General features: G+C 64.5%; 25 protein-coding genes. 7 read left to right on the forward strand and 18 right to left on the reverse strand.

What is annotated here, in order from left to right:
- Positions 1-11: 11 nt before the first annotated feature.
- Positions 12-572 (reverse strand): TetR/AcrR family transcriptional regulator, encoded by a 561-nt coding sequence (locus tag CH268_RS04840; RefSeq protein ID WP_094662685.1) that lies wholly within the window; start codon positions 570-572, stop codon positions 12-14.
- 103 nt (positions 573-675) lie between these two features.
- Here CH268_RS04840 and CH268_RS04845 point away from each other — a divergent pair, with 103 nt between their 5' ends.
- Complete coding sequence (locus CH268_RS04845) at positions 676-1,515, forward strand: alpha/beta fold hydrolase (RefSeq protein ID WP_094662687.1); 840 nt, start codon at positions 676-678, stop codon at positions 1,513-1,515.
- Positions 1,516-1,578: 63 nt separating this feature from the next.
- On the opposite strand, the gene rraA is transcribed toward CH268_RS04845, so the two are convergent.
- Positions 1,579-2,058, reverse strand: a complete 480-nt coding sequence (gene rraA / locus CH268_RS04850; RefSeq protein ID WP_027494882.1) for a ribonuclease E activity regulator RraA — start codon at positions 2,056-2,058, stop codon at positions 1,579-1,581.
- A 24-nt stretch (positions 2,059-2,082) separates the two neighbouring features.
- A complete protein-coding gene (locus CH268_RS04855) occupies positions 2,083-2,466 on the reverse strand; it encodes a DUF5313 family protein (protein ID WP_032366711.1) in 384 nt (127 codons plus the stop codon).
- A 115-nt stretch (positions 2,467-2,581) separates the two neighbouring features.
- On the opposite strand from CH268_RS04855, the gene CH268_RS04860 reads away from it, so the two are divergent.
- Complete coding sequence (locus CH268_RS04860; RefSeq protein ID WP_255182296.1) at positions 2,582-3,613, forward strand: amidohydrolase family protein; 1,032 nt, start codon at positions 2,582-2,584, stop codon at positions 3,611-3,613.
- A 31-nt stretch (positions 3,614-3,644) separates the two neighbouring features.
- Entirely contained in the window at positions 3,645-4,028 is a 384-nt protein-coding gene (locus tag CH268_RS04865) for a WhiB family transcriptional regulator (protein ID WP_255182297.1), read from the forward strand.
- On the opposite strand, the gene CH268_RS04870 is transcribed toward CH268_RS04865, so the two are convergent.
- Together CH268_RS04870 and CH268_RS04875 are read right to left on the reverse strand one after the other, a co-directional pair.
- Positions 3,997-4,749, reverse strand: coding sequence for a MerR family transcriptional regulator (locus tag CH268_RS04870; protein ID WP_094662735.1), 753 nt, complete (start codon positions 4,747-4,749; stop codon positions 3,997-3,999). The two genes, CH268_RS04865 and CH268_RS04870, sit on opposite strands and share 32 nt — an antisense overlap.
- Before the next feature lie 109 nt (positions 4,750-4,858).
- On the reverse strand, positions 4,859-6,064 hold the full coding sequence (locus CH268_RS04875) for a lipase family protein (protein WP_094662689.1): 1,206 nt from the start codon (positions 6,062-6,064) through the stop codon (positions 4,859-4,861).
- 156 nt (positions 6,065-6,220) lie between these two features.
- Between CH268_RS04875 and CH268_RS04880 the strand changes: the two genes are divergently transcribed.
- Positions 6,221-7,774 (forward strand): succinic semialdehyde dehydrogenase, encoded by a 1,554-nt coding sequence (locus CH268_RS04880; RefSeq protein ID WP_094662691.1) that lies wholly within the window; start codon positions 6,221-6,223, stop codon positions 7,772-7,774.
- A gap of 75 nt (positions 7,775-7,849) precedes the next feature.
- On the opposite strand, the gene CH268_RS04885 is transcribed toward CH268_RS04880, so the two are convergent.
- From CH268_RS04885 to CH268_RS04895, 3 genes are all read right to left on the reverse strand, one after another.
- Positions 7,850-9,913: an MDR family MFS transporter gene (locus CH268_RS04885; RefSeq protein WP_094662693.1), complete on the reverse strand. Its 2,064-nt coding sequence runs from the start codon at positions 9,911-9,913 to the stop codon at positions 7,850-7,852.
- A 3-nt stretch (positions 9,914-9,916) separates the two neighbouring features.
- A complete protein-coding gene (locus CH268_RS04890; RefSeq protein ID WP_032385330.1) occupies positions 9,917-10,402 on the reverse strand; it encodes a MarR family winged helix-turn-helix transcriptional regulator in 486 nt (161 codons plus the stop codon).
- Positions 10,403-10,541: 139 nt separating this feature from the next.
- On the reverse strand, positions 10,542-10,955 hold the full coding sequence (locus CH268_RS04895) for a hypothetical protein (RefSeq protein ID WP_094662695.1): 414 nt from the start codon (positions 10,953-10,955) through the stop codon (positions 10,542-10,544).
- Positions 10,956-11,188: 233 nt separating this feature from the next.
- Here CH268_RS04895 and CH268_RS04900 point away from each other — a divergent pair, with 233 nt between their 5' ends.
- Positions 11,189-12,118 (forward strand): hypothetical protein, encoded by a 930-nt coding sequence (locus CH268_RS04900; RefSeq protein WP_094662697.1) that lies wholly within the window; start codon positions 11,189-11,191, stop codon positions 12,116-12,118.
- 30 nt (positions 12,119-12,148) lie between these two features.
- Here the strand turns inward: CH268_RS04900 and CH268_RS04905 are convergent, their stop codons facing one another.
- A complete protein-coding gene (locus CH268_RS04905) occupies positions 12,149-13,546 on the reverse strand; it encodes a plasmid pRiA4b ORF-3 family protein (protein WP_176457844.1) in 1,398 nt (465 codons plus the stop codon).
- Between CH268_RS04905 and CH268_RS04910 the strand changes: the two genes are divergently transcribed.
- Positions 13,509-13,859 carry a VOC family protein gene (locus CH268_RS04910; RefSeq protein ID WP_032401148.1) on the forward strand — a complete coding sequence of 117 codons (351 nt, stop codon included), beginning with the start codon at positions 13,509-13,511 and terminating at the stop codon, positions 13,857-13,859. The two genes, CH268_RS04905 and CH268_RS04910, sit on opposite strands and share 38 nt — an antisense overlap.
- Before the next feature lie 2 nt (positions 13,860-13,861).
- Here the strand turns inward: CH268_RS04910 and CH268_RS04915 are convergent, their stop codons facing one another.
- The 4 genes from CH268_RS04915 to CH268_RS04930 form a co-directional block, all read right to left on the reverse strand.
- The gene (locus CH268_RS04915) at positions 13,862-14,977 is read right to left on the reverse strand and encodes a TDT family transporter (protein ID WP_052061669.1); all 1,116 of its coding nucleotides are present in this window, start codon (positions 14,975-14,977) and stop codon (positions 13,862-13,864) included.
- Between the two features lie 68 nt (positions 14,978-15,045).
- Positions 15,046-15,954: a LysR family transcriptional regulator gene (locus CH268_RS04920; protein ID WP_032401096.1), complete on the reverse strand. Its 909-nt coding sequence runs from the start codon at positions 15,952-15,954 to the stop codon at positions 15,046-15,048.
- Positions 15,955-15,978: 24 nt separating this feature from the next.
- Positions 15,979-16,854 (reverse strand): GIY-YIG nuclease family protein, encoded by an 876-nt coding sequence (locus tag CH268_RS04925; protein WP_217900895.1) that lies wholly within the window; start codon positions 16,852-16,854, stop codon positions 15,979-15,981.
- Positions 16,823-18,013 carry a DNA cytosine methyltransferase gene (locus CH268_RS04930; RefSeq protein WP_027494869.1) on the reverse strand — a complete coding sequence of 397 codons (1,191 nt, stop codon included), beginning with the start codon at positions 18,011-18,013 and terminating at the stop codon, positions 16,823-16,825. Before CH268_RS04930 ends, CH268_RS04925 begins: the two co-directional genes overlap by 32 nt.
- Before the next feature lie 696 nt (positions 18,014-18,709).
- Here CH268_RS04930 and CH268_RS04935 point away from each other — a divergent pair.
- Positions 18,710-19,510 carry a DUF6924 domain-containing protein gene (locus tag CH268_RS04935; RefSeq protein WP_094662701.1) on the forward strand — a complete coding sequence of 267 codons (801 nt, stop codon included), beginning with the start codon at positions 18,710-18,712 and terminating at the stop codon, positions 19,508-19,510.
- Between the two features lie 98 nt (positions 19,511-19,608).
- On the opposite strand, the gene CH268_RS04940 is transcribed toward CH268_RS04935, so the two are convergent.
- The 5 genes from CH268_RS04940 to CH268_RS04960 are packed head-to-tail and all read right to left on the reverse strand — an operon-like array spanning position 19,609 to position 23,060.
- Positions 19,609-20,553, reverse strand: a complete 945-nt coding sequence (locus CH268_RS04940; protein ID WP_141215084.1) for a copper resistance D family protein — start codon at positions 20,551-20,553, stop codon at positions 19,609-19,611.
- 16 nt (positions 20,554-20,569) lie between these two features.
- The gene (locus CH268_RS04945; RefSeq protein WP_441346961.1) at positions 20,570-21,151 is read right to left on the reverse strand and encodes a copper resistance CopC family protein; all 582 of its coding nucleotides are present in this window, start codon (positions 21,149-21,151) and stop codon (positions 20,570-20,572) included.
- Positions 21,148-21,810, reverse strand: a complete 663-nt coding sequence (locus CH268_RS04950; protein WP_048319117.1) for a YcnI family copper-binding membrane protein — start codon at positions 21,808-21,810, stop codon at positions 21,148-21,150. Before CH268_RS04950 ends, CH268_RS04945 begins: the two co-directional genes overlap by 4 nt.
- A gap of 49 nt (positions 21,811-21,859) precedes the next feature.
- A complete protein-coding gene (locus tag CH268_RS04955; protein WP_032385333.1) occupies positions 21,860-22,393 on the reverse strand; it encodes a hypothetical protein in 534 nt (177 codons plus the stop codon).
- 16 nt (positions 22,394-22,409) lie between these two features.
- The gene (locus tag CH268_RS04960) at positions 22,410-23,060 is read right to left on the reverse strand and encodes a DUF6474 family protein (RefSeq protein WP_027494864.1); all 651 of its coding nucleotides are present in this window, start codon (positions 23,058-23,060) and stop codon (positions 22,410-22,412) included.
- Between the last annotated feature and the right edge of the window lie 73 nt (positions 23,061-23,133).

Here is a 23,133-nt window from a genome sequence, read left to right on the forward strand (position 1 = left end):
CGCGATGCCCGTCACTTCGCGCTCGAATTCAACAGAACCTCGGCCGCAGTTTTTGCTGCAGAGGCGGATTCGGCCAGTTCGGTGATGGCGGCGGTGGTTTGAGCACCCTCGGCGAGCAGTGCGATCTGCAGACCGACGGTCGGCTCGCATCCGTCTTCGACGGCCAAGGCGGTGACGTACTCGATGAAACGTTTCTTGTGCTGATGCGCGGCGTCGGCGACCTCGGGCATGGTTGCGCCCAGTTCGCCGAAGGAGTTGATGAACGCGCACCCGCGAAAGTCGTCCTCGCGGAACCATCGATCCAGGAAGTCGAAGATGGACAACAACTTTCCGCGCGGTGTGTCGTGTCGATCCGCCTCGGCGTGGATCCCGTCGTTCCACTGGGCAGTGCGGCCACGGAGGACCTCGGCCACGATGGCCGTCTTGGACGGAAACAGTGTGTACATGCGTTTGAGAGAGATTCCCGCTGCGGTGCGCAGCTCATCCATGCCGACGGCCTGGATGCCGCGCGCATAGAACAGTTCGTCCGCGGCGTTCACCACCTGTGCCCGTCCGATTTCCGTACTGGTCATCGCTTACCCCTTGCCGAGAGAACCAACGTTCTCTACAGTAGTCCACACACGGAGAGAACGACCGTTCTCCCGTTCGATGCTCAGGACGCAGGAAGGCAGGATCATGGCGTACATCAACGTCGGAACCGAGAACTCCACCCCCGTCGAGGTCTACTACGAGGATCACGGCTCAGGCCAGCCGGTCGTGCTCATCCACGGCTACCCGCTCGACGGCAACTCCTGGGAGCGCCAGTCGCGTGCGCTGCTCGATGCCGGCTACCGCGTCATCACCTACGACCGCCGTGGATTCGGGCAGTCGAGCAAGCCCACCGTCGGCTACGACTACGACACCTTCGCTGCAGACCTGGACAAGGTGCTGACCGAGCTCGACCTGAACGACGTCATCCTCGTCGGATTCTCCATGGGCACAGGAGAACTGGCTCGGTATGCCGCGACGTACGGCACCGACCGCGTCGCCAAGTTCGCGTTTCTCGCCTCGCTCGAGCCGTTCCTGCTGCAGACCGACGACAACCCCACCGGCGTTCCGCAGTCGGTGTTCGACGGCATCGAGACCGCAGCGCGTGAGGATCGTTTCACCTGGTTCGAGAACTTCTACAAGGACTTCTACAACCTCGACGAGAACCTCGGCAGCCGCATCAGCGAGGCCACCGTCCGCGCCAGCTGGAACACCGCCACCACCAGCGCGCCCGTCGCGGCCTATGCCGTCGTGCCCACCTGGCTCGAGGACTTCCGCGGAGACGTCGCAAAGGTCCGCGCATCGGGCAAGCCGACGCTGATCCTGCACGGCACGGCCGACAACATCCTGCCGATCGACTCCACCGGCCGCCCGTTCCACGAGGCGTTCCCGGAGGCAACGTACGTCGAGGTCGACGGCGCACCCCACGGGCTGCTGTGGACACACTTCCAGGAAGTGAACGACGCGCTTCTCGCATTCGTGAAGTAGCACCGACGTCGTACAAGACGCAACAGAAAGGGACGGCACCGCGGCCGTCCCTTTCGCGTCGGATCAGACTGCGACCACTCCGTCGTGATCGCTGTAGACGATCTCGCCGGGGGTGAAGGTGACGCCGCCGAAGGTCACCGGCACGTTCTTCTCGCCCGATCCCGTCTGCGTGCTCTTGCGTGGGTTCGTCCCCAGTGCCTTGACGCCGATGTCAAGGGTGCGCAGAATCGCCGAGTCCCGCACAGCGCCGTTGACGATGACGCCTGCCCAGCCGTTGTCGACACCCCGCCCGGCGATGATGTCGCCGACGAGCGCGGTGTGGATGCTGGCGTCGCCGTCGACCACGAGAACGCCGCCGTTGCCGGGCTCGCTCAACGTCTGCTTGACCAGCAAGTTGTCCTGGAAGCAGCGGATGGTGGTGATGGGTCCGGCGAACTCGGTGTGCTTGCCGAACTGGATGAACTGGGTGTCGCAGCTGCGGATGTCGGGACCGATCTCGTCGGCCAGATCAGCGGTTGCTTTGAATTCCACAGGTGAAGTCATGCGCAGAAGACTAACGTCCGATCGTCAGCCGCGGCCGTGACGTCGCTCGTAGTCGTCTCGGGTGCGGTCGACGCGGCTCTGCGCCTTGGCGTTGATCAACTGGGGATCGAGGCCGTGAATCAGCAACCGGTGCCGCCGATAGACGTTCATCAGCGCTATCGCGAAGTACACCAGCGGAATGAACAGCAACGCCATCATCGCCAGCGACATCCACAGCGGGCCGGGAATCAGCAGGAACAGCAGCAGCAACGGGATGACGGGAACCGTGAATCGAGCCAGGTAGCGCACCTGGGCCCCGTTGCCGACGAGGTCGTTTCGGACCCAATCCTGCATCGACGGGGGCAGGACCCGACCGAACGAGTACCCCAAAAATTGCGCAGGACTGGGCTTCGTACGTTCGGTCGTCATCGCGCCATGTTAGTCCTACATCAGTTGGTACAAGTCACCGTTGACTGCGGATAATCTCATATGTGACGATAGCGTCAGTTCGGACCGGGTGGTGTCGACGACAAGGACGTAGATCGTGATCGACCGCAGAACCTTGCTCGGCGCGCTCGGTGCAGCCACGCTCTCGGGCGTCGCCCTGTCCGCAGCGACCGCGTCGGCGTCATCGACGCCTGCCGCCGGGGGAGTAGTGGACGTGCACTCGCACATGGTCCCCGACTTCTATCTGCGCGAAGCGCTCGCGTCCGGCATCGTCTTTCCCGACGGCATGCCGAAGTGGCCGTCCTGGTCGGTGACCGAGCATCTGCAGATGATGGACCGGTGTGGGATCGACAGGGCGATCCTGTCCGTGTCGAGCCCTGGGGTGCACTTCGGCAACGACGGCCAGGCTTCCGATCTGGCCCGACGGGTCAATGACTTCGGAGTCGGAGTTGTCCAGGGTCAGCCACGCCTCGGATTCTTTGCGTCGCTGCCCCTTCCGAACGTCGTCGACTCGACGGTCGAGGCCATTCGGGCTCTCGATCAGCTCGGTGCCGACGGGGTCACCGTGATGTCGAACGCCGGCGGCATGTATCTCGGCAACGCCATGCTTACGCCGTTGCTCGCGGCGCTCGATGCGCGTTCGGCGGTGGTCTTCGTGCATCCCACCTCACCGCCGAATGCAGCTGCGGTAGAGCTCGGTAGGCCCGCTCCGATGGTCGAATTCCTTTTCGACACAGCACGAACCGTCGTCGACTTGATTCTGCTGGGCGTGGTCGATCGGTTCCCTCACATCCGCTGGGTGTTGACTCACGGCGGTGGAGTACTGCCGCTGTTGGCGGATCGGGTCGACTTCTTCCGGACGCAGGTCGGTCGCGGTACCCCGTCGACGCCGAATGTATTGCAGCGCATGTGGTTCGACCTCGCCGGTACGCCGGTTCCGAGGCAGTTGCCGGCATTGCTGTCGGCGGTCGGGCCCGATCGTCTGGTCTACGGCAGCGACTTCTGCTTCACCCCGATCGGCGCGGTGCAGGAGCAGCTGCGCTCGCTCGACGCGGGAGCCGCGGACGGTGGACTGGAGAACTGGCGCGCCGTCACATCCGACAATGCCCGCAGTCTCCTCGGTGTCTGATCCATACGAGAGTTCGATGAAAAGACAAGCAATGCAACCTATCTCTGACCAGTGGGACTGGCAGATGAATGCCGCCTGCCGCTCGATGCCGGTCTCGATGTTCTACCCGCCCCTGGGGCTGCGGGGATACTCGCTGAGAAATCTCGAACGGCAGGCGAAGCTCGTGTGCGACCGATGCCCCGTCGTCACGCGGTGCCTGCAGCATGCGTTGGACACCGACGAACGGCACGGTGTGTGGGGCGGATCGACCGCACACGAGCGGTCCGCGATGGCCCGCGTCAACCCTGACGAGCAGCGTTCGCCCGGACATCTACGCCCCGGGTCGGAATCCGCACCCCCTGCAGGAGGCGCGGATTCCGAAAAGGGGTGCGGATCGAGACGAGTCAGCCCTGACGAGCGGCGTTCGCGACGATGACGTCACGGAGATACTGCGCCAAACCGTCGGCGATATCGTTGTAGTGCTTGGCAAATCGCTCGTCGGCGATGTACATCTCCGCCAGGTTCACCTGCATCTCGTAACCGCAGTCGTAGTACCGCTCGATCGACGCGCGATGACGTTCGGCCAGTTCCCCGGCTTCGTCGGAATCCGGCGACACACCCCGCTGCATCGCGGCAGCGAGATCGGCTTCGAGGAGGTCCGTCTCTTCCTTGACGGCCTTCCAATCGTCCTTGGTGAACGACGCCGTCCGCTGCTGCGACTGCTTCCACTCGTCGGTCTCGCCCCAGCGCTGCTCGGCCTCCTCGGCGTATTCCTCGCCGGTCCAGTTGTCGCCGAAGATCTCTCGCTGCTCCTCGGGAGTCAATTGCATACCCATCTTTTTCGCCTCCATCATCTTGTCCACGGCCGCAGCCATTGCGTGCAAGTGATCGATCCGCTCGCCGAGCAGCTCGCGCTGCCGACGTAGATGCGCCATCGCGTCGACGGCCGGGTCGTCGAGCAACGCTGCAATGACGTCGAGTGGGAACCCGAGCTCGCGGTAGGTCAGTACCTGATGCAGCCGTTCGACATCGGCCGACGAGTACGTCCGATAGCCCTTGGGTGTTCTGCCCGACGGCACCACCAACGCGATCTCGTCGTAGTGATGCAGCGTTCTGACGCTGACACCCACCAACTTCGAGACCGCGCCGACCTGCATGCCGACCTGGACGTCAACCGAACTGTTCGCGGACGAATCACTCACGAAGGACACTGTGCTGCCTCCCGTGGCGTGAGGGTCAAGACGAAAAACGATTCGTTATGGACCTCTAGAGAATCACACGTTCGCAACCCGAGGTCGGCACACCGGCCAGGCGTTGTGCCAACCAATCGTAGGCACCGGGACGGCCGTTGGTCTGTGCCAGTGAATGGTCGCCGGGCACCTCTTCCAGATGTACCGACGCTCCTGCTGCACACCACTGATCCTGCACGGCCTCGGCACCTTCCTTGGGGATGAGGAAGTCCTGCAGGCCCTGGTAGATGTACACCGGCGCGTCCGGCTTCGTCTGGCCCATGCGGTTTTCCTCGACGACGGCCGTGGTGATCGGATGCGCGAAGACGTCCGGGACGTTGGAGAGATTTCGCTGGTCCAACAGCAGTAGTCCGCTGTAGGACAACACATCCACGCATTGATCCTTCTGTGCCAGCGCCAGTCGCTTGCCGTTGTCGTTGGCGAGCTGCCGCATCTCCGGGTACTCCCGGGACAGTCCGATCGTCGCCGCAGTGAACAAGCCCGATCCGATCTGCCCGTTGAGCGACGTCTGCAGAATCTTGTAATCGGTCGGCGGACCGCCGAACGCGACTCCGGCGATGTTCAGCTCGGGTGCGTACTCGGGTGCCAACTGCGCCGCCCAGCCCGAGGCGATCGCACCGCCGGAATATCCGGTGATGCCGATGGGTGCATCCGCGCTCACGCCTGCAGTCCGGGAGGCGCGCAGACCGTCGAGCACGGTGTGCCCCGACACGAGACCGGCCGAATACGCCTGACGCGGCCCCTGATAATCCGTCATCACTACGGTGTAACCGCGGCCGAGCAGGATCCGGACCTGATCGATCTCTTTGTTGTTGCCCCGCGGGAGGGTGTACGACGGCGCGCACGTGTTGCCGAGTGAATCCGTCGCCTCGTTGTATGCGATGACAGGGCGATCTCCACCACCGGTCCACGGCGCAGTGGGAGTCAGCACCGTCGTTGCCGCTGCGATGGGACGATTCTTCGAATCGGTGGAGCGGAAGAGCAGTTGGACGGACGAGGCCTCGGGCGTCACCGCGACATCGCGTCGAGCGAGGACAGTGCCGGGCACGAGATTCTCGTATCCCGCCGGCGGATCGAACCACGGATCGCCGAGTGACGTGGGGAGATACGCAGCCGGATCGCTCGGTGGAGCAATGAAATCTTGGACCGGATCTGCCTGCGCAGACCCCGCGAATGCCACCATCAGTGCTGCTGCTCCGGCCAGAACTAGTGCCTTGCGCATGTATTCCCCACCCTGTTGCTTCCGAACGCCCCGACGTCGGAGTAGACCACCACCCATCGTGCCACAGGGCCAGGGAACATCGGCCCTGTGAACTGAGCCGAAGACCAGGTAGGTTGTCTGTTACTCCGAACACTACTCATCAGTAGGGATGCAAAAATGCCTGCTCCGTCCACTGCGACCTTTTCCCGGCTCGCTGATCTCATCGCCATTCCCGACGCGGACTCGCGTCCCACCAAGACGATCACCGAGGTGTTCACCGGTAAGGAGCTGGCGACCATTCCGGTCGGCACGGCTGCAGATGCCCTGGCTGCGATCGCGCGCGTCCGTACCGCTCAGGCGGCCTGGGCCAAGCGCCCGGTCTCCGAGCGCGCAGAGATCTTCCACCGCTACCGCGACCTGGTGCTCGCGCACCGCGACGAGCTCATGGACATGGCGCAGGCCGAGACGGGCAAGTCCCGCGCCGCCGCCCTCGAGGAAGTCCTCGACATCTCGATGACCTCGCGGCACTACGCACGCACGGCCGCCAAACTGCTGGCCCCGAAGAAGGTCACCGGCATGCTTCCCGTGCTGACCAAGACTCGCGTTCGGTACCAGCCCAAGGGCGTCGTCGGAATCATCTCGCCGTGGAACTACCCGATGACTCTCGCGGTGTCCGACGCCATACCGGCGCTGCTGGCCGGCAACGGCGTCGTGCTCAAGCCCGACAGCCAGACGCCGTACTGCGCATTGGCCTGCGTCGAGCTGCTCTACAAGGCCGGTCTGCCCCGCGACCTGTTCGCCGTGGTCCCCGGCCCCGGCTCGGTGGTGGGCACCGCGATCGTCGAGAACACCGAATACGTCATGTTCACCGGCTCCACGGCCACCGGTCAGCTCCTGGCCGAGCAGGCGGGGCGTCGACTCATCGGTTTCTCCGCCGAGCTCGGCGGCAAGAACGCCATGATCGTCGCCAAGGGCGCCAACCTGCGGGAAGTATCCGACGCGGCAGTGCGCGCCTGCTTCTCCAACTCCGGTCAGCTCTGCATCTCCATCGAGCGCATCTACGTCGAGAAGTCGATCGCCGCCGAGTTCACCGAGAAGTTCGGCCAGCGGGTACGCAACATGACCGTGGGTGCCGATTACGAGTTCGGCATCGAAATGGGCAGCCTCATCTCCGAGGACCAGATCAAGACGGTCTCGGCGCACGTCGACGACGCCAAGGTCAAGGGCGCGACCGTCGTCGCGGGCGGCAAGCCGCGTCCCGACATCGGCCCGCTGTTCTACGAGCCGACGTTGCTGACGAACGTCACCGAGGACATGGAGTGCGCGGCGACCGAGACCTTCGGGCCGCTGGTGTCGATCTACCCCGTCGCCGACGTCGACGAGGCCATTGCGAAGGCCAACGACACCGACTACGGACTGAACGCGAGTGTCTGGGCCAAGACGAAGGCTCAGGGCGAGGCCATTGCGGCACGTCTGCACGCGGGCACGGTCAACGTGGACGAGGGCTACGCGCCGACGTGGGGCACCACCGGTGCGCCGATGGGCGGAATGGGCGTCTCCGGCATGGGCCGTAGGCACGGAAACGAGGGACTGCTCAAGTACACCGAGCCGCAGACCATCGCGACGACCCGCCTGCTCAATCTCGGTGGACCGCGCGGACTTCCGCCGAAGCTGTGGGCAAAGATCATGCCTCCCTTCGTCAAAGCGCTGAAGTACATACCCGGCCGGTAGTAGTCGGTAGACGGACGAGAAAAGGCCCCGCACTCCCTTTCGGGTGTGCGGGGCCTTTCGCTGTTCTGTGGCAGATCAGTTGACGCTGTGGCCGTTCAGTCCGGCGTTGGCGTAGTGATTGTGGCTGTCGGGAATGTGGTTGTCTCCCAACACCCGAGCCACCTGCTGCTCACTGAGTCCGAGTCGACGAAGTCGCTCGCACACTGCATCGAAGTCGAGCATCTTGGCGTCGAGTTCCTGCTGCAGCTCGATCACCTCGGCGCGAATGGCCTCGGCCTCGTCGAGTGCGGTCAACGTGTCCTCGGGCTGGGGCAGCAGCAGCGTGAGCAGTCGATCACGGGCATCGGTGCTCAGTCCATCGAAGGGACGCTGACCCGGCTGAGCCTCGTGGCGACCTTCGTTGCGACGCTCGAAGCGACGCTCGTTGCCGTACTGCGCTCCGACGTAATCCTGAGTCGCCCCGAAGGACGGGATCTCGGCGAGCTGTTCCCCACGCTCGGGCTGTGCCTGAGCATCAGCGTCTAGATCGTTCTGGTCCAGATCGGTCTTGTCCAGATCGGTAACGGGTCCCTGCGCCGGTGCCGACGCGATGTCGATCGTCTTGCGCAGCGGGCGATTCGGGATGAAGACCACTGCGATGAGCGTGACGATCGCAACGAAGCCGGCGATCATGAAGATGCGTCCGGTCGCGTCGCCGTATGCGGTGCGGATGACGCTGACGATCGGAGCAGGCAGTGCAGTGAGGTCGAGCGATCCGCCGCCTCCGGCCGATCCGTCCACACCGAGCTGCGCCAAACCGGCTGCCGACTTCTCGGCGACCCGGGTTGCCAGCAGCGAACCGAGAACCGAGACGCCGATCGCTCCGCCGAAGGTACGGAAGAAGGCAACCGTCGACGATGCTGCACCGACGTTCTGCACACTGACCGTGTTCTGCACTGCGAGAACGAGATTCTGCATCAGCATGCCGGTACCGAGACCGACGATGGTGATGAAGATGCCGACCGTCACCAGGCTGGTGGCGTGGTCGATGGTGCCCAGCAGCAGGAATCCGATGACCAGCAGGACGGAGCCGGTAACTATGAACGGCTTCCACTGACCGAACTTGGTGATCAGCTGACCGGAGCCCACGGAGGCGACAAGCATGCCGAATACCAGTGGGATGGACAGCAATCCAGCTTCGGTGGGGGTGTAGCCGCGAGCAGTCTGGAAGTACTGGCCGAGGAACGTGGTGGCTCCGAAGAGGCCGACGCCGACGGCGATGGACGCGATGATGGCCAGGCCGGTGGTGCGCTCGGTGACGATCTTGAGCGGGATGATCGGCGACTTGTGCCGAGCCTCGACGATGATCGTCAGGACGAGCAGCGCAACTCCGCCGCCCACGAGGTACGCGGTCTCACGAGAGATCCAGGCGTAGTAGTCGGCCTTGCCTGCGAACGAAACCCACACGAGGAGAACGGACACGCCTGCGGTCAGCAGAAGTGCGCCGAGCCAGTCGATGGAGACGTTGTCCTTGCGGACGGTCTTGATGTGCAGCGTCTTCTGCAGCAGGCCGAGGGCGATGACAGCCAACGGGACGCAGACGAAGAAGCACCAGCGCCACCCGAGCGGGCTGTCGACGATGACGCCGCCGAGGATGGGGCCACCGGACATCGATACGGCCATGACGGCACCGGTGTAACCGGAGTAGCGGCCACGATCACGCGGGGAGACGATGGTTCCGATGATGGCGATGACGAGCGCCGTCAGGCCACCCATGCCGATGCCCTGCACCACACGTGCGGCGAGCAGCACCGGAACGTTGTGCGCGAAGCCGGCGATGAGCGAGCCCGCGACGAAGATCAGAATCGAACTCTGGACCAGGACCTTCTTGTTGAACAGGTCGGCGAGCTTGCCCCAGATGGGCGTCGACGCGGCGTTGGCCAGCAGTGCCGTGGTGATGACCCAGGCGTACGCGGTCTGCGAACCCTTCAGGTCACCGATGATGGTCGGCAGAGCGGTCGAGACGATGGTGGTGCTCAGCAGCGCGGTGAACAGCGCGGCCAGCAGACCGGTGAGGGCTTCGAGGATCTGGCGATGCGTCATCGCATCGGGATCGGCGACTGCCTGATTCGGCGGATTCTCCGCGGATGTGGTGGTCATGTCTTATCTCGCAATCAATTCAATGCGGGCCACGTCCTGGTGCTGGGCGTGGGCGTCTTCGGTGAACGTGTCGTTGAGCTTGCGGATGGAATCGAGAGCATCCAGTGCTTCGGTTTCACTCCACTCGCTCAACATCTCTGCCAGGCGACGAGCTCGCCTGTCCCAAATCTGTTTCAGTCGAGCCTGGCCGTCGTCCGACACGCAGACCCGGGACGCTCTTCTGTCGTCCGGATCGGGATGCCGATCGATGTAGCCGAGTTCGACGAGGTCCGCGATCTGCCGGCTGAGGGCGGACTGGCTGACGCAGAGCCTGCTGGCGAGGTCGGTCTGTCTGCATTCACCCTCTGTCGCGAGGATGGCCAGAACTCCGGTCAGCGCCTGCGGCAACGGTGAATCCTCGACTCCGGTGGTCACGGCCCGCTTCAGCGTGCGCCCGAAGAGGAAAACCTCTTCGACGAGCGATTCCGCTGTCGTGGATTGAACTGCCATGAGTACTCCAACGCTGAGTTCGATTTACTTGCTGTCTGCAACCATATATATACATACATGCGCTAAGCAAACAATATTCCTGTCTGGTGGATCACAGCGTGGTAGCGAGGTGATGGCCAGATCCTTCGGGCCGGTGACGCTAGTGCGGATAGAAGAAGGATCGCCGCACGGACAGGCCGACCGTCTCGCCCACCTCGAGCCGCGGCCCGCGCGTCGAGCAGCGGAAGTCGACGTCGTCGCAGTGCACCAGGACGTCGCTCGCATCGCGGCCGAACAATGACGACGTGACGGTGCCACTGACCTCACCAGTGTCGTCCGCAGATCCGGGCACGATGTCGATGTCGGTCGGCAGGATTGCGAGCGTCCCGGGTCCGGAGCCCTCCGCCTCGAGTGTGAGGGAGCCCGAAGTGAAGGTGCCGTCTGCGACAACGCCGTCGACGAGGGTGGCGTCGGACAGGAAACGCGCGACGAACGCCGATGTCGGAGCACGCACCACGTCCTCGGGTGAGCCGATCTGCTCGATGCCTCGAAGATCCTCGGCATTGCGGGTCATCAGCCGCCTTCGCTCGCTTGTCGTACCCCTCGCCTACTCTCTCGACCACACACATCCGGGGGGACATCATGAGCAACCGCAGATCGCGTAGCAGAAAGACCAGTCGCGAGGCCCACGGTCAGGTTCAGCGTGAAAGGGAACCTCTATTTTGGCCGAGCGCGCTTCTTCACTTCTCCGATTGGCTGATCGAGATTGCCTGGGTCGCAGATCAGTTGACGGCTTTTGCGACAGCAATGACAGTCGATTGGTCGGTCCGCGAGCGGAACGTGAGCGTGTACGGCGCAGATTTTCCGATCGACATGTTCTGTCTCGACGATCACGAGTACTTGGACCTCGATGACTATGAGCGGTCGCCATGGGAGCGCGTCGAGATTCGTCGCGCCATCGATCTGTTCGGCACGTTCGTCGTCGCCGAACGGTTGTCGCCATCTCAGAACGAAGAGATCTCGAGAGAGATCGGGTTCCCGTCTGCATTCGCGTCGGTGCCCAGTTCTCCGATATCGCCGGGGCGCTCCAGCCCGCTGAGTACACCGATAATGGTCTCACTCCTGCAACGGTTGGCATCGTGGGCTGCGACCGAGCGCCGCGCGCCATCGGCCCGAATCGACTACTGGGACGACTCGGCCGAGATCGTTTCCGCGCTCGGGATTCCGGGTTTCGACGGTATCCCTGAACAACCTGACTTCATGGCAATGGTGAACTATCGATCGGTGTTGGATACCGCCCGTAGGGCCGGTGTTCTCGAGCAAGCTGGCCAGACTTACACCCGCGGACCCGAAGCCGGAGCTTGGGTGGTGTCTCCAAGTGCGGACCGAACTCGCGCCGCCGTGGTCGAGGCGTACGCATCCTGCTTGACGCCTGTGTACGACTCCGGCGATGATTCCGTGCAGTCCGAGCTCGTGGCAGGCTCGACGTTGGCGACCACCGTGCTCGTGCGCAGCCTCGTCGGTGATCCGGTAGGGGAATCCGACGGTGTCGTCCTGGGAACGATGTCCGACAGCAAGGTGATTCAGACCGTCGCGACACTCCGGTTCATGTCGATGTTCGACCTCGGATTGCTCGTCAAGGTGAACGACAAGTTCTGCGTACCTGACCTTCTGGCGCCCCTGCTGCTCGAGGCGCTCGATCGAGATCGTCTGCGGCGCGTAGGGCGCGCAGCATGACCTGACGAGCGGCCGGTAGCACCTTCTGGTTCACGAGCCGAGTGCATGTACGGCAAAAGTGCGTCCCCAATCCGGTACGGCCCCGTCGCGACCCAAAGTCGACGGCACAGCGCCGATCAGAGTGAGGAAGTCGAAGGTCGGTCGAGCGAGGTACTGGGCGTAGCGTCTTTCGCTTTCGGGGATTCGCCACCCGATGGTCTCGAGGCTTCGTAGGATCAGCGAATTGCGTTCGGTCGCAAAGCAACCCCCTGCAACCGAAACCAGCAGCAGCAGGCCTGCATCCTTCTCGTACTGCTCGCGGCCGAACGGCATCCGAGCCGCGGCGTGCGACCACAATCGGAGCGGGTCGGTGGCCAGGGTGTTGCCCAACCGGGTGCGAAGTAGCCGTCCCTTCAGCACGCGAACCAGCCCGAGTTGCGTCACTGCAGCCCGAAGCCAGTGCACCTGCTGATGGTCCACCTCGCGGTTGGAGCTTCCGAACCATTCGGCACCCCACTCGAGCTCTGCACGCATCGCAGCAACGTCTTTGGGTGGGAGATAGCCCGCAGCAGTCAGCGTGATTCCGTCTGCGCCCACCCGCGCCAGCATCCATGTCAGCTTTTCCATTGCCGATGCCGCCGCTACGGGGGCCAGCTGTGCCACATCGAAATCGACGCGTGCGAGGACATCGGGCAGATCGGGGTGATACTCGAGGGGCCCGCGTTCGAGAAGCGAGCCGAGTTTGGGTAGCCGCTCCCGCACGCGGCCGGCCAACTCCGTCACCGCGCGCCGCAACGCGATTCTGTTGTTCGCGTCGGCCACCGCGAAGCGCTCTTCCAAGCTGCCCGCCCACTGCTTCATATGGTTGTGATCAGGATGATCGGTATCAGCCAGAACCTTCAGCAGTTCGTCGTAGCCCGACGTGCCACCGCAGTCCTCAGGTGGGCAGGCGCGGTCGCCGTCGAGGCAGGCTGCAGTACCGGCAACGGTCGATATTTCTTCGACGACCAGGTCGTGTGTCCATCCGTCACCGAAGTCGTACTCGTACCCGAGACGATCCCCGACGGCACCGAGGACTTCGTCCACTCGAACGCCGTCCTCGAGCGTCCCGGCACCGTCGTCCCACTCTTCGAGCGCGGACTTCATCTCGTAGCGTCGACTGGTTCGATAGGGATCGTCGCCGACGAAGAACATGTGCAGGTGTCGGTCTTCCCAGCCCATGACATCTTGGATGACGTCGTGTAGCTCGGGCTGTGTGGCGTCGGAATTGATGGTGAACCGCCGCCACACCGCTGGTTCGATGTCGGCCAGAGTCACCTTGATCGTCAGCATCGAAACATCGTCCCCCATGTGCGAGATGCCTGTCGAGAACGTCCCCGCGGGGACGCTTTCGGCGCGATACAGTCCGACGATGGACGTTGTGCGCGCGATGCCCCTGCTCACGGTCACCGATCTCGATGCTGCTCTGGACGCGTATGTCCAGGTCACCGGCATGGAGGTGGTGATGAACCACGGTTGGATCGCCACACTTGCGTCACCGGGGGACAGCACCGCGCAACTGAGTCTGATCACCGTCGACCCCACCGGCCCGGTGAATCCGTCGGCGTCTCTCGAAGTGGACGACGTCGACGCGGCCTACCGCGCCGCGGTGGATGCGAATCTCGAAATCGCGTACGAGATCACCAACGAGGAGTGGGGCGTGCGCCGATTCTTCTTCCGAGACGCAGGCGGCAACGTGGTGAACGTACTCGCGCACATGTGAGATCAGCTGGGCTGCAGCAGGTTTCCTCGCCACACGCCTCGGAGGGTTCGAGCAGCGACAGTGATCCAGGCCGTCACGAGTACGACGTACAGCAGTACGGCAAGGGCACGGGCCGCGCCGAAATCGAGGGCATTGCCCAGTGCGGTCGCTCCGGTGACGCAGGTGCCGATGGGGAAAGTGAACGACCACCACGTCAGTGAGAAGCTCATCTTCCTCCGCGCCGCATGGACGGTCAGCGCAGTGGCCAGTGCGAACATCAGCGCGCCGAATCCGCCCATGATCAGTCCGTAGCCGATCCCGACGACGTGCAGCCCGACGGCGATCGACGACTGCGCACCGGTGAACACCGTCGCTGCATCGTTGCCCAGCAGATTGGCCGCCGTGACCGACTGGCCGACAAACCCGAGCGTGATCCAGACCGTCGGAGCCGCGTCGACGGACGGCAGACCGCCGTGCAGCAGGCGTCCGTAGATCAGAGTCAACGTGAGCATTCCGACGATCAGCGACAGCCCGAACATCGCGTAGCACGCGCACAGCAGCGCCAACCGCCACTGGCCGTCGGGCAGGTGAGGGAGCAGCAACGCGCCGGTCGACGCGGACACCATCGGCGGGACGACGGGCATCAGCCACGCGGGCAGTGCCGTGACCTGCTCCCGGTGAGCGGATGTGATCATTCGGAAGGGGACGGCGACGCTGGTGAGCAGGCCGGTGACCGTGCCGGCGACCCACAGGACTGCGAACAGTGCGGTCGCCGCCGTGGGACCGATGAGGTCTCCGCCGAGCAGGCCGGCCCCGGCACCGACGGTGAGCAAGGCCATGGGCGGTGCGCCGTAGAACTGCATCATCACCGGGTGCTGCGCGTAGTCGACTGCGCGTGCGCGGTAACCGGTCCAGTGCCGCACGAAGGCTGCGCCGATCACTACGAGTGCTGCGGCAGCGAGTACCCATACGACGACGGCGAAGACGTGCAACGCAGGAAGGTCGACGGGCAGTGTGGCGGCCGCGGTGGCGACGATGCCGGTTCCCATGACGGCGGCGAACCAGTTGGGGGTGATGTGCTCGACGGTCCGCCTGCGCGACAGCCGGGGTGCATACGAGACGGACTCGAGGACGGTCATGACCTCACTGTGCGCGACGCGGCCCACGTCCGGTAGACAGCAATTCGCTAGCCAGCCATAACCGAAGCTTATGGCTGGATGGACGTCGCGACCGTCAGAAGTTCTGCGGCCGGGCCGCTGGGCTCACGGCCCGATCGCCAGATGGCGCGCAAGTCTCTGTGCAGGGACAGATCGGGGAGCGGCACTCCGATCAGACTGCCCGCCGCCAGCTCCGTCGCGACGGCCAGTGAACTGAGGACGGCACCGCCGATCCCAGCCGCCACAGCGGACTTGATGGCCGTCGTCGACGACACTTCCAGCAGAGGAGTTGTCGGCGGGCCGAGACCGGCTGCAGCAACGGCACTCTCGTACACGGACCTGGTTCCCGACCCGGCCTCGCGGGTGACCAACGCCGTCTCGACCACCTCCTCGGTCGACGGTGCAGAGTGCGCCCACGGATGCCCGGGTGCCACGACGAGAACCAGTTCGTCGGTTGCGACGGTGCGGTACGTGAGTTCGGCCTGGACACTGGGGTTTTCGATGAACCCCAGGTCTGCGTCTCCGGCGAGCACCGTCGCGGCGACCACCGCCGAATTGCCCGAGCTCAGCGTGGGCACGATCTGGGGCAGTTTTGTATGCAGCGTGACGAGCCATCGCGGTAGAAGGTACTCGGCGACAGTCTGACTGGCCGCGATCTGCAGGTGGCCGATGCGCTCGGCGTGCAGCGTGGCGATCGCCGTCGCCAAGTCCTCGGCCGACCGGACGACCGGCGCTGCCCAACTCGCGACGAGCTCGCCGAACTCGGTCAGCACCGTTCCGCGTGCGCCCCGCTTCAACAACGGCGCTCCGACGCGGCGCTCCAGCGCGCGAATGCGAGAACTTGCCGCGGGCTGCGACATGCCGTGGGCGTGTCCGGCACGGCCGATGCTGCCGAGCTCTGCCACCGACAGCAACAGATCGATGCTGGTGAGATCGGCAACGTGAGGGGGAAGCGGCACAGGTCGAGCCTACGGCGACGGGAGTCAGTAGTCGCTGAACAGGTCCAGCTCGGCGTCGGGCTCGGGTAGGTCCTCTGGGTCTCCGGGGTCGTCTGGATCCTCGGGATCGCTACGTTCGTGCAGCACCGAACCCACCAGGGCGGTGACGTCGATGGCCGCGGGATCGGGAATGGGGTGACCCTCGACGAAGGCGAGTCGCTCTGCAGACAAATACGCCAGCCGCACCGCCTGCACCACCAGGACGCGTCGCAGACCCTCGGACACCTCGCCGCGCTCGCGAGTGACCGCAGCCAATCGGGAGATGGTCTCCGCGCGTCGCGCGATCCGAATGTCGGGGTGCCCGCGCTCTATTCGGGTCTGCTCGGAGATCAGCGACCGCCGCAGTGACGCAGGCAGAGTGATGGGCTCGGAGACCGGCGGGATCTTCTCGTTCAGAATTGCCTTGTGACGCGACCTGTCGATGGCCTCGAGGTACGCCGTGTACTCGTGGGCGTTCAAATCGCGTTCGGCTGCGCGGAATTGTTCTCCGCCGTCGGACTTCTTGAGGTCCTCGTACTGCCAGAGCGGCCAGATCTCGATCTCCGCGACCTCGAACACGTCCAGCACTCGCATCGCGACGGCGTCGGTCCGCTGATTGGTCAGATGCCGCTGCACCCGAACGCTGAGCTTCTCCTTGGTCTGCCCCACGTAGATCGGCTCGCCGTCGTAGTCGTAGAACGCATACACGCCCCACTTGGCCGCCGACCAGACGCGCCCTCGATCGTCCTTCTCGCTCAGCACTTCTCGCAGTGCAGCTCGAAATGACTGCACGTCGTCCGCAGGCAGACTGCTCTTGCGCGGCGCGACCGCCGACGCCCGCAGCGAGGACTTACCGTGACTGGACATGCGCAGCAGTCGCATTCGGCGCGATGGAACCGAGTGTCCCGTTCACCAGGGGCATCAGGTAGTGCTCCGCCAGCCACGCGACCACCGGAACGCACACCGCATCACCGAAACCGAAGAGCGCCTGGTTGTTCCGCAGACCGCCGAGTGTGTAGTCGCCGGCTCCCATCAAGCGGGCGTACTCGAGAGGCGTCATCCAGCGCACCTGCAACCGGCCGTGGCCGATTTTGACCACCGCCTGCTTCGACGACCCACCGCGCGCAGTGCGCAGGCAGCCGGAGATGTCGTCGGGGCGGGCCTCCCACACAGCGACGCCATTGCGCGTACGACGGTAGGCGGTGCGGTAACTGACCTTGCGTGCCTTCTTCAGAATCTCGATGCGCTGCAACTGAATCGGAGACAACGAGCGTACGAACGCCTCGGTGCGGTCTGCATCCCACCAGCGCTCGTCGCGGTAATCCATCCGCTCGACCAGATCGCCGAGACCACTGGTCAACGGGATCGGCGGGCTGGGCAGCGGAGCCCGATGCGTCGACAGCGTCGAATCGCCGTAGACCGCCTGCAACCAATCCGGACGCAGTTCGCTGTTGGGATCGCGGGCATCCTCCGGCGGATGTTGTGCACCGATCAGGAACAAACGAGGACGGGACTGCGGGACGAACCGTCGAGCATCGATGGTGAGGACGTCCACCGAATAACCGAGTTCGTTGAGCTCACGAACCGCAGCCGCCAGATCGTCGCCCCCATGACTGGTGGCCAGACCGACGACGTTCTCCAACGCGACCACCTCGGGACGGCCGTCACCCATTTCGTCCAGCACCCGAGTGAAGTGCCGAAATGTCGAGGAGTTCTTACCGGCGAGACCGGCCCGGCCCCCGGCCAACGACAGATCCGTGCACGGAAACGACGCCCAAGCCAACGACAGACCGTCCGGCAGATCGCCGCCGCGCGTGCCGGCGACATCCCCGAGCTGGAAATGGGCCGCGTCGTCACCGAAGTGTTGGCGATACATGTGGTGCTTGTCGCGCTCGATGTCGTTGGCCCAGCACACCTCGAAACCGGCCTGCTCCAAGCCCATTCGCACCAAACCGATACCGGCGAAGAACTCGGCGACGGTGGGAATCCGATCGCGCGCGGACACCGAGGAACCACCCGGCACCACAGTCAACTTCGGCATGCACTCAGGCTAGTACAGAGCCCCGACAGGCTTCGTCTTCTGGTCGTTCCGCAGGCCGCCGACACAGACCTATCGACCCGTGCTTGCTTCAGGAATCACCACGTCCCGGAACGTGTCGTTCCATTTATGAAGAACTCCGTCCAGTAGCCCGTAGCTTTCGGGTTACGAGCTCGCTGTTGACCGCCGCCACCATCGGTTGGCAGTTCCACTTGCTCACGCCGGTGCTTTCGCACGCGGTTTGTGTGTTCGAGTTCACGAGCTCAGACCGAGCTACCTTGAACCAGGCCTTGCCGCAGCCGACACATCCTTGGGCAGCGTCCGCCGTGCCGCCGCCTACGAAAGCCATTGCACCAGCGATACAGGCCGCCGAGACCGTCGTCATGATCTTTCTTTTCCCGCGTCCTCCGTGTGTTGTTTGCTACCAACAGCTTTCAAGACCCTGGAGGAGATTGTCTGTCCGCCAACCGGACGATCTGGCGTCGCAACTCCGAGTGTGCCGGAAGTTGACGGGTGACAGGCCGACGGCACTGGTGGGCACCGACTGCATCCGACGCATCGACCGTTGTCGTCTCGCGGCGCGCCTGAGCCCGGTCTGAATGGACTGGTACTTCGGGTCAGCGCCTGCGTGGATGTCGCAAACGCCGGTTGTGAGCAGAACGCCTGTGATCGGTCTACCAGTTGAACTAGCATCGAGGAATGTCTCCCAATCTTCCTCACGGACAATCGATCTTGGTACGGACCGATTTCACCGACGATGCGGCGTGGCGAACTTTGATGCAGGATGCGCAGGCTGTTCGTGCCCAGCCAGGGGGGTTCGATGCGCAGGCGGTACTGACTACAGTGGATGACCGCGAGTTCGACGGTTGGACCGGCGATATGGTGCTCGAACTCGACGTCGACAGCGGGTACCTGTTCGTTGCCGACGCGCGGACCTTCACGGATCCGGAACGGCCCATTCTCGTGCTGAACACCGACCCGGCGGAAGGCGACGAGTTCGAGAAATCGAACAGCTTCCGGGTAGCTCCCGAACACCTTGCCCCGGTCGAGAACAACCTGTCGATCGCGAATCTGGATTTTGCCGACTTCGCCGACCACACCGATGCGGACGGAGTGTTCCGCGAGCCCTCGGCGCAACCGGACGAACGAACGCTGACGATCAAGGAACTTCTGTCCGCCGCGCCGGCTTCTCAACTGCCGGAACCGATTCTGACATCGTTCATCAACGATCTCGAGGGAGCACGCGGGCAGGAGACAACCACTGCGACCTATGTAGTCGATTTGCGGACTTCCGCCGACTATCTCGAAGCGAACCGAGAGGGCTACAGCCTGTCGAACGTCGTAGGCTTCGAGGAGACCATAGCTCGCACCCGCCAGGGCGGCTCCGCGCTGCTGTTCAGCTTCCCTGTCCGTGGCGGCTACTGGTCGGCCTGGATCGACCCGGACTCCCTTGTTCCGTTTGCATTGCTAGGGGTCAGCAGACGGGCAACCGATCAGTAGCCTGTCTGGACAGGTCATGAGACGCTGAACATGCCACCTGCGTCGATCCAAACTTGTTATGCACCGGGACCGTCCGTGTTCCGGAACTACTGCTTTTGTCAGGCCGTGGTTGCCAACGCCGCCGCCAGTCCGAACGCCACCGTCAGCAGACAGACATGAGCGGCAGCTCGTCCCACCGAGTAGTCCGCCGTGGAGCGGTGAGCAGTGGCGGTCGGCAACCACGTGCGGCGGATCCGAGATGCCACGGCCACCAGGATCACGGTCATCACGACTTTGGCGAGAACGATTCGGCCGTAACCGGTCTCGATCGCAGCCGCCGGGCTCTCCAACTTCAGTACCGCGTCGAATACGCCCGTCAGGGTCACCCCGACGACGCACCACAGCGCGATCCGGGAGTAGGCCGGTAAAAGCGTCGCCCAGGCTGTCTTGGTCCGCAGACTCAGCGCCATCGCGCCGAGCACACCGAGCCACACCGAGGCGCACACCACATGCACGGCAACGGCAATGGAACCGAATGCGAATTGCGACATGTGTCCGGTGATCGGTCGCGCGACCAGGGCCAGCGCCGCCAGTGTGACCACGGGAACCGGGGACCAGGATGCGTCTCGTCGATATCCGAGTACGCCCATGGCGCACAGAACGAGCGCGAGGAGCACCGTCGTCGCGCCGAGTCGACCGACGGAGATCGACGCGACGAAGGCCGCAAATGCACTCGGCGACAGCGCCGTCACTGCTCGGCCCTCGGCCTCGGCTGCGGCCGCTGCCAACAGGACGAACTCGGCCACCGCCCACAGACCCGACAGGAACCCGATCGACCGCCACATCACCAGCGAGTCGAGGGCGGGCCGTCGAGATGCGGAATTACCGTCCAGGACAGCGAGAATTCCGAACCCCAGCACCACCGAACCCGACGCGACAGCGATGACGCGGAGCCACGACGACCCGCTGGGAAAGGTGGGATACGCCAGCGCGAACGCTGCCGCGACCCCCACCACCGCCGAGGCTGCGGCGGCGAGCACGAGCCGAACGCTCCTCTCGCTCACCGCAGCCACGTCGGATCTACTTCTCGCTCTTCGGCTTACGCTGGCCTTCTGGCTTACGCTGGTCTTTCGGCTTACGCAGTGCGAATGCCAACGCTCCGCCGAATGCGAGGACCGCAACCACGACCAGCACGATAGGACCGTAACCGCCGAGGAACCCGTCCTCGGACTCTTCCGAGGTGCCCGACGCATCGGCCGGTGCCCCGGGTGTTCCGGACCCTTCCTGCGTCAGCGTGAACGTAGCCGTGCCGCTCACCGGATGACCGTCGGCCGAGGTGATGCGGTACGCGAGGGTGTACTCGCCGGCAGGGCCCAGATCACCGACGTCGACGACCACGCTCTGGCCCTCGATGCGAGCATCGCCCTTCGACCAGATGTTGCCGTCGGGGCCGACGACGTTGAGCGTGGCGAACTGCGACTGCGGCACCTCGTTGAAAGTCACCGATGCCGTCGCCGGAGATGCGTCGAGCGAGGAGCCGTCGGCCGGGCTGTACCCGGTGACCTGCGAATGAGCCGAGGCCATCGGAGCCGCGATCAGCAGTGCCAGCAAGGCCACCGCCGATACGACCACGGCTTTGGCGGACACGGTCAGCGCCCTCACGAGCGTCGGCTCCGTACGGTTGCACCGATTCCGAGGCCGGCGCCGACGGCACCGAGAACGAGCCCGGCACCGGCAATCCACCGGGCGGTGGTGTCCGAGGAGGACGTGGACGTCTGCTCGGCTGCGTCCGTCGTCTCGGCGTGGGCTCCGCCGTGCGCGTCACCGCTCGATGCTGCGAGGGTCAGTGTGGGAGCGGGCAACTCGGGCTCGCTGCCGTCCTCGGCCATCGGCTCGTTCCACTGCACGACCTCACCGTCGGTGTAGGTCTGGGTGGCCGGGAACGACACGGTTTCCTGCTCGGGCAGCGGCCCCGCGGAGAGCAAGAACTGCTGGAACTGGCCCGGACCGACCTCGGCACCGGGATTCGCCGTCCACGTCACCGACACGGCGAGATCGGCGGAGTCCTTCTCGACGGTGGACGTCCATCCCGGAATGGGCTGGGTGCGAGCGGAATTGAGGCCGGGCAAGGTGACCTTGACCGAGTTGGTCGATGCGGTGTCGGACTCGGTGGGGACGCGGAACGTCAGGACCGAGTAGCCGCCCTGCGCGGCGTCGGGCGCGGAGACGACCACATGGGCGGAGGCGGCGCCTGCGCCGATCAGCAGTGCGCCGACGGTGGCACCGGATACGAACAAGGCACGCGGAATGGAACTCTTCATGAGTGTTGGGTCATTTCTGTACGGAGGTGAAAGGGGAGTCGGATCAGAGTTACGAGCTGAGCGACATCGGAGGCCCACGACGAGAAATGGCCCAGTCCAGGGCAATACCGTGCACCGACGGCATCGCGACGGAGAACCGGACGCGACCGACAGCAGAACCGTCGGGCAGGGGAGTGAGGAGCGCGAGAACGGCACGAACGATCGATGTGATCGGGCCGTAGAGACGTTCGGCTGCGGCGATCAACAGCGCGGCGACCAGCGACGCGGCCGCGTGAAAGCCGATCATCGCGGCGCTGGGCAGCAGCGAATGGCTGTGTGACGAGCCCGACATGCCGGCCATGTCGCTCAGGCTCAGTGCGGTATGAGCGAGGAGTTGGCCACCCATCAGGGCGGGCAACAGAACAGTCGAGCGACGCGGAACGGCAGTCATGGCACCGACGCCGAGGCTGACCACGATCAGCAGAGCCAGGCCCGATCCGCTGAGATAGCCGCCGCCCGCCATTCCGTGCGCAGCAACCGCCAGCGCGGCGGTGACCGTACCGACAGCTCCGCCGCGAAGCGGTGCAGCAGAGCCGTCGGTCATCGGATGGTCGGTGAGATCAGCGCACGCCGAGGCGAGCGAGCACGTCCGCTTCGATGCCGTCGAGCTCAGCGGAAATGGCGGCGTGGGCAGTCTTGCGGCGTGCCGGCGGCATCTGCTCGGCGGCGCGGACAGCGGTGGTCAGATCGTCGAGACGCTCGCTGATCGCGGCACCGAAACTCTTGGTCTCCGGATCCGAATGACGCGATCCGATGGTGCTCAGCGACTTCTCGGCACCGGCGATCCGGGCACTGAGCTTGCCGCCGTGGCCCGAGTACTCGCTCAGCTGATCGGGTGCGACACCCAGCTGCTGCGCCTTACGGTTGTCGAGCTGCCCGCGAACGACGGTGGCAGCGCGGTAGGCAATCGGAGCCAGCACCGGCAACAGAAGCCGAGCAATACCGAGATACTTACGAATCTGAGCCACGTTCAGCGTGCCGGCCGCAGCCGCCTTCTGCTGCGCCCGCAACGCCGAGACCTGGGCCTTCTCGACGTTCTTCTGCGACTTCGCCTCCACCGCGCTGAGCTTGCGCTGCGCCTTGGCGATCGACTTCAGCTGCTTGCGCTCGTTCTTCGCGCCGAGCTTCGCCTCGAGAGTGGCCTTGTGCTTGAGGGCCTTCGCCTCCGCCTTGCGAGTGGCACGACCTTTGCGCTTACGGAACAGACCCATCGACAAGGCTCCTGACATGTGCTGCTAGGCGGTAACGGTGCGTTCCACACAGCCTAATGGGTCATTCCGCAGG

Origin of the sequence: Rhodococcus sp. 06-1460-1B, from assembly GCF_002258475.1 — a bacterium.
Classification (GTDB): Bacteria; Actinomycetota; Actinomycetes; order Mycobacteriales; family Mycobacteriaceae; genus Rhodococcoides; species Rhodococcoides fascians.

Coding starts and splice junctions, on each gene's coding strand:
- CH268_RS04840 (WP_094662685.1), bottom strand. CDS start 572: ATGACCAGTACGGAAATCGGACGGGCACAGGTGGTGAACGCCGCGGAC.
- CH268_RS04845 (WP_094662687.1), top strand. CDS start 676: ATGGCGTACATCAACGTCGGAACCGAGAACTCCACCCCCGTCGAGGTC.
- rraA (WP_027494882.1), bottom strand. CDS start 2,058: ATGACTTCACCTGTGGAATTCAAAGCAACCGCTGATCTGGCCGACGAG.
- CH268_RS04855 (WP_032366711.1), bottom strand. CDS start 2,466: ATGACGACCGAACGTACGAAGCCCAGTCCTGCGCAATTTTTGGGGTAC.
- CH268_RS04865 (WP_255182297.1), top strand. CDS start 3,645: ATGCAACCTATCTCTGACCAGTGGGACTGGCAGATGAATGCCGCCTGC.
- CH268_RS04870 (WP_094662735.1), bottom strand. CDS start 4,749: ATGCAGGTCGGCGCGGTCTCGAAGTTGGTGGGTGTCAGCGTCAGAACG.
- CH268_RS04875 (WP_094662689.1), bottom strand. CDS start 6,064: ATGCGCAAGGCACTAGTTCTGGCCGGAGCAGCAGCACTGATGGTGGCA.
- CH268_RS04880 (WP_094662691.1), top strand. CDS start 6,221: ATGCCTGCTCCGTCCACTGCGACCTTTTCCCGGCTCGCTGATCTCATC.
- CH268_RS04885 (WP_094662693.1), bottom strand. CDS start 9,913: ATGACCACCACATCCGCGGAGAATCCGCCGAATCAGGCAGTCGCCGAT.
- CH268_RS04890 (WP_032385330.1), bottom strand. CDS start 10,402: ATGGCAGTTCAATCCACGACAGCGGAATCGCTCGTCGAAGAGGTTTTC.
- CH268_RS04895 (WP_094662695.1), bottom strand. CDS start 10,955: ATGACCCGCAATGCCGAGGATCTTCGAGGCATCGAGCAGATCGGCTCA.
- CH268_RS04900 (WP_094662697.1), top strand. CDS start 11,189: ATGACAGTCGATTGGTCGGTCCGCGAGCGGAACGTGAGCGTGTACGGC.
- CH268_RS04910 (WP_032401148.1), top strand. CDS start 13,509: ATGGACGTTGTGCGCGCGATGCCCCTGCTCACGGTCACCGATCTCGAT.
- CH268_RS04915 (WP_052061669.1), bottom strand. CDS start 14,977: ATGACCGTCCTCGAGTCCGTCTCGTATGCACCCCGGCTGTCGCGCAGG.
- CH268_RS04925 (WP_217900895.1), bottom strand. CDS start 16,854: ATGCGACTGCTGCGCATGTCCAGTCACGGTAAGTCCTCGCTGCGGGCG.
- CH268_RS04930 (WP_027494869.1), bottom strand. CDS start 18,013: ATGCCGAAGTTGACTGTGGTGCCGGGTGGTTCCTCGGTGTCCGCGCGC.
- CH268_RS04935 (WP_094662701.1), top strand. CDS start 18,710: ATGTCTCCCAATCTTCCTCACGGACAATCGATCTTGGTACGGACCGAT.
- CH268_RS04950 (WP_048319117.1), bottom strand. CDS start 21,810: ATGAAGAGTTCCATTCCGCGTGCCTTGTTCGTATCCGGTGCCACCGTC.
- CH268_RS04955 (WP_032385333.1), bottom strand. CDS start 22,393: ATGACCGACGGCTCTGCTGCACCGCTTCGCGGCGGAGCTGTCGGTACG.
- CH268_RS04960 (WP_027494864.1), bottom strand. CDS start 23,060: ATGGGTCTGTTCCGTAAGCGCAAAGGTCGTGCCACTCGCAAGGCGGAG.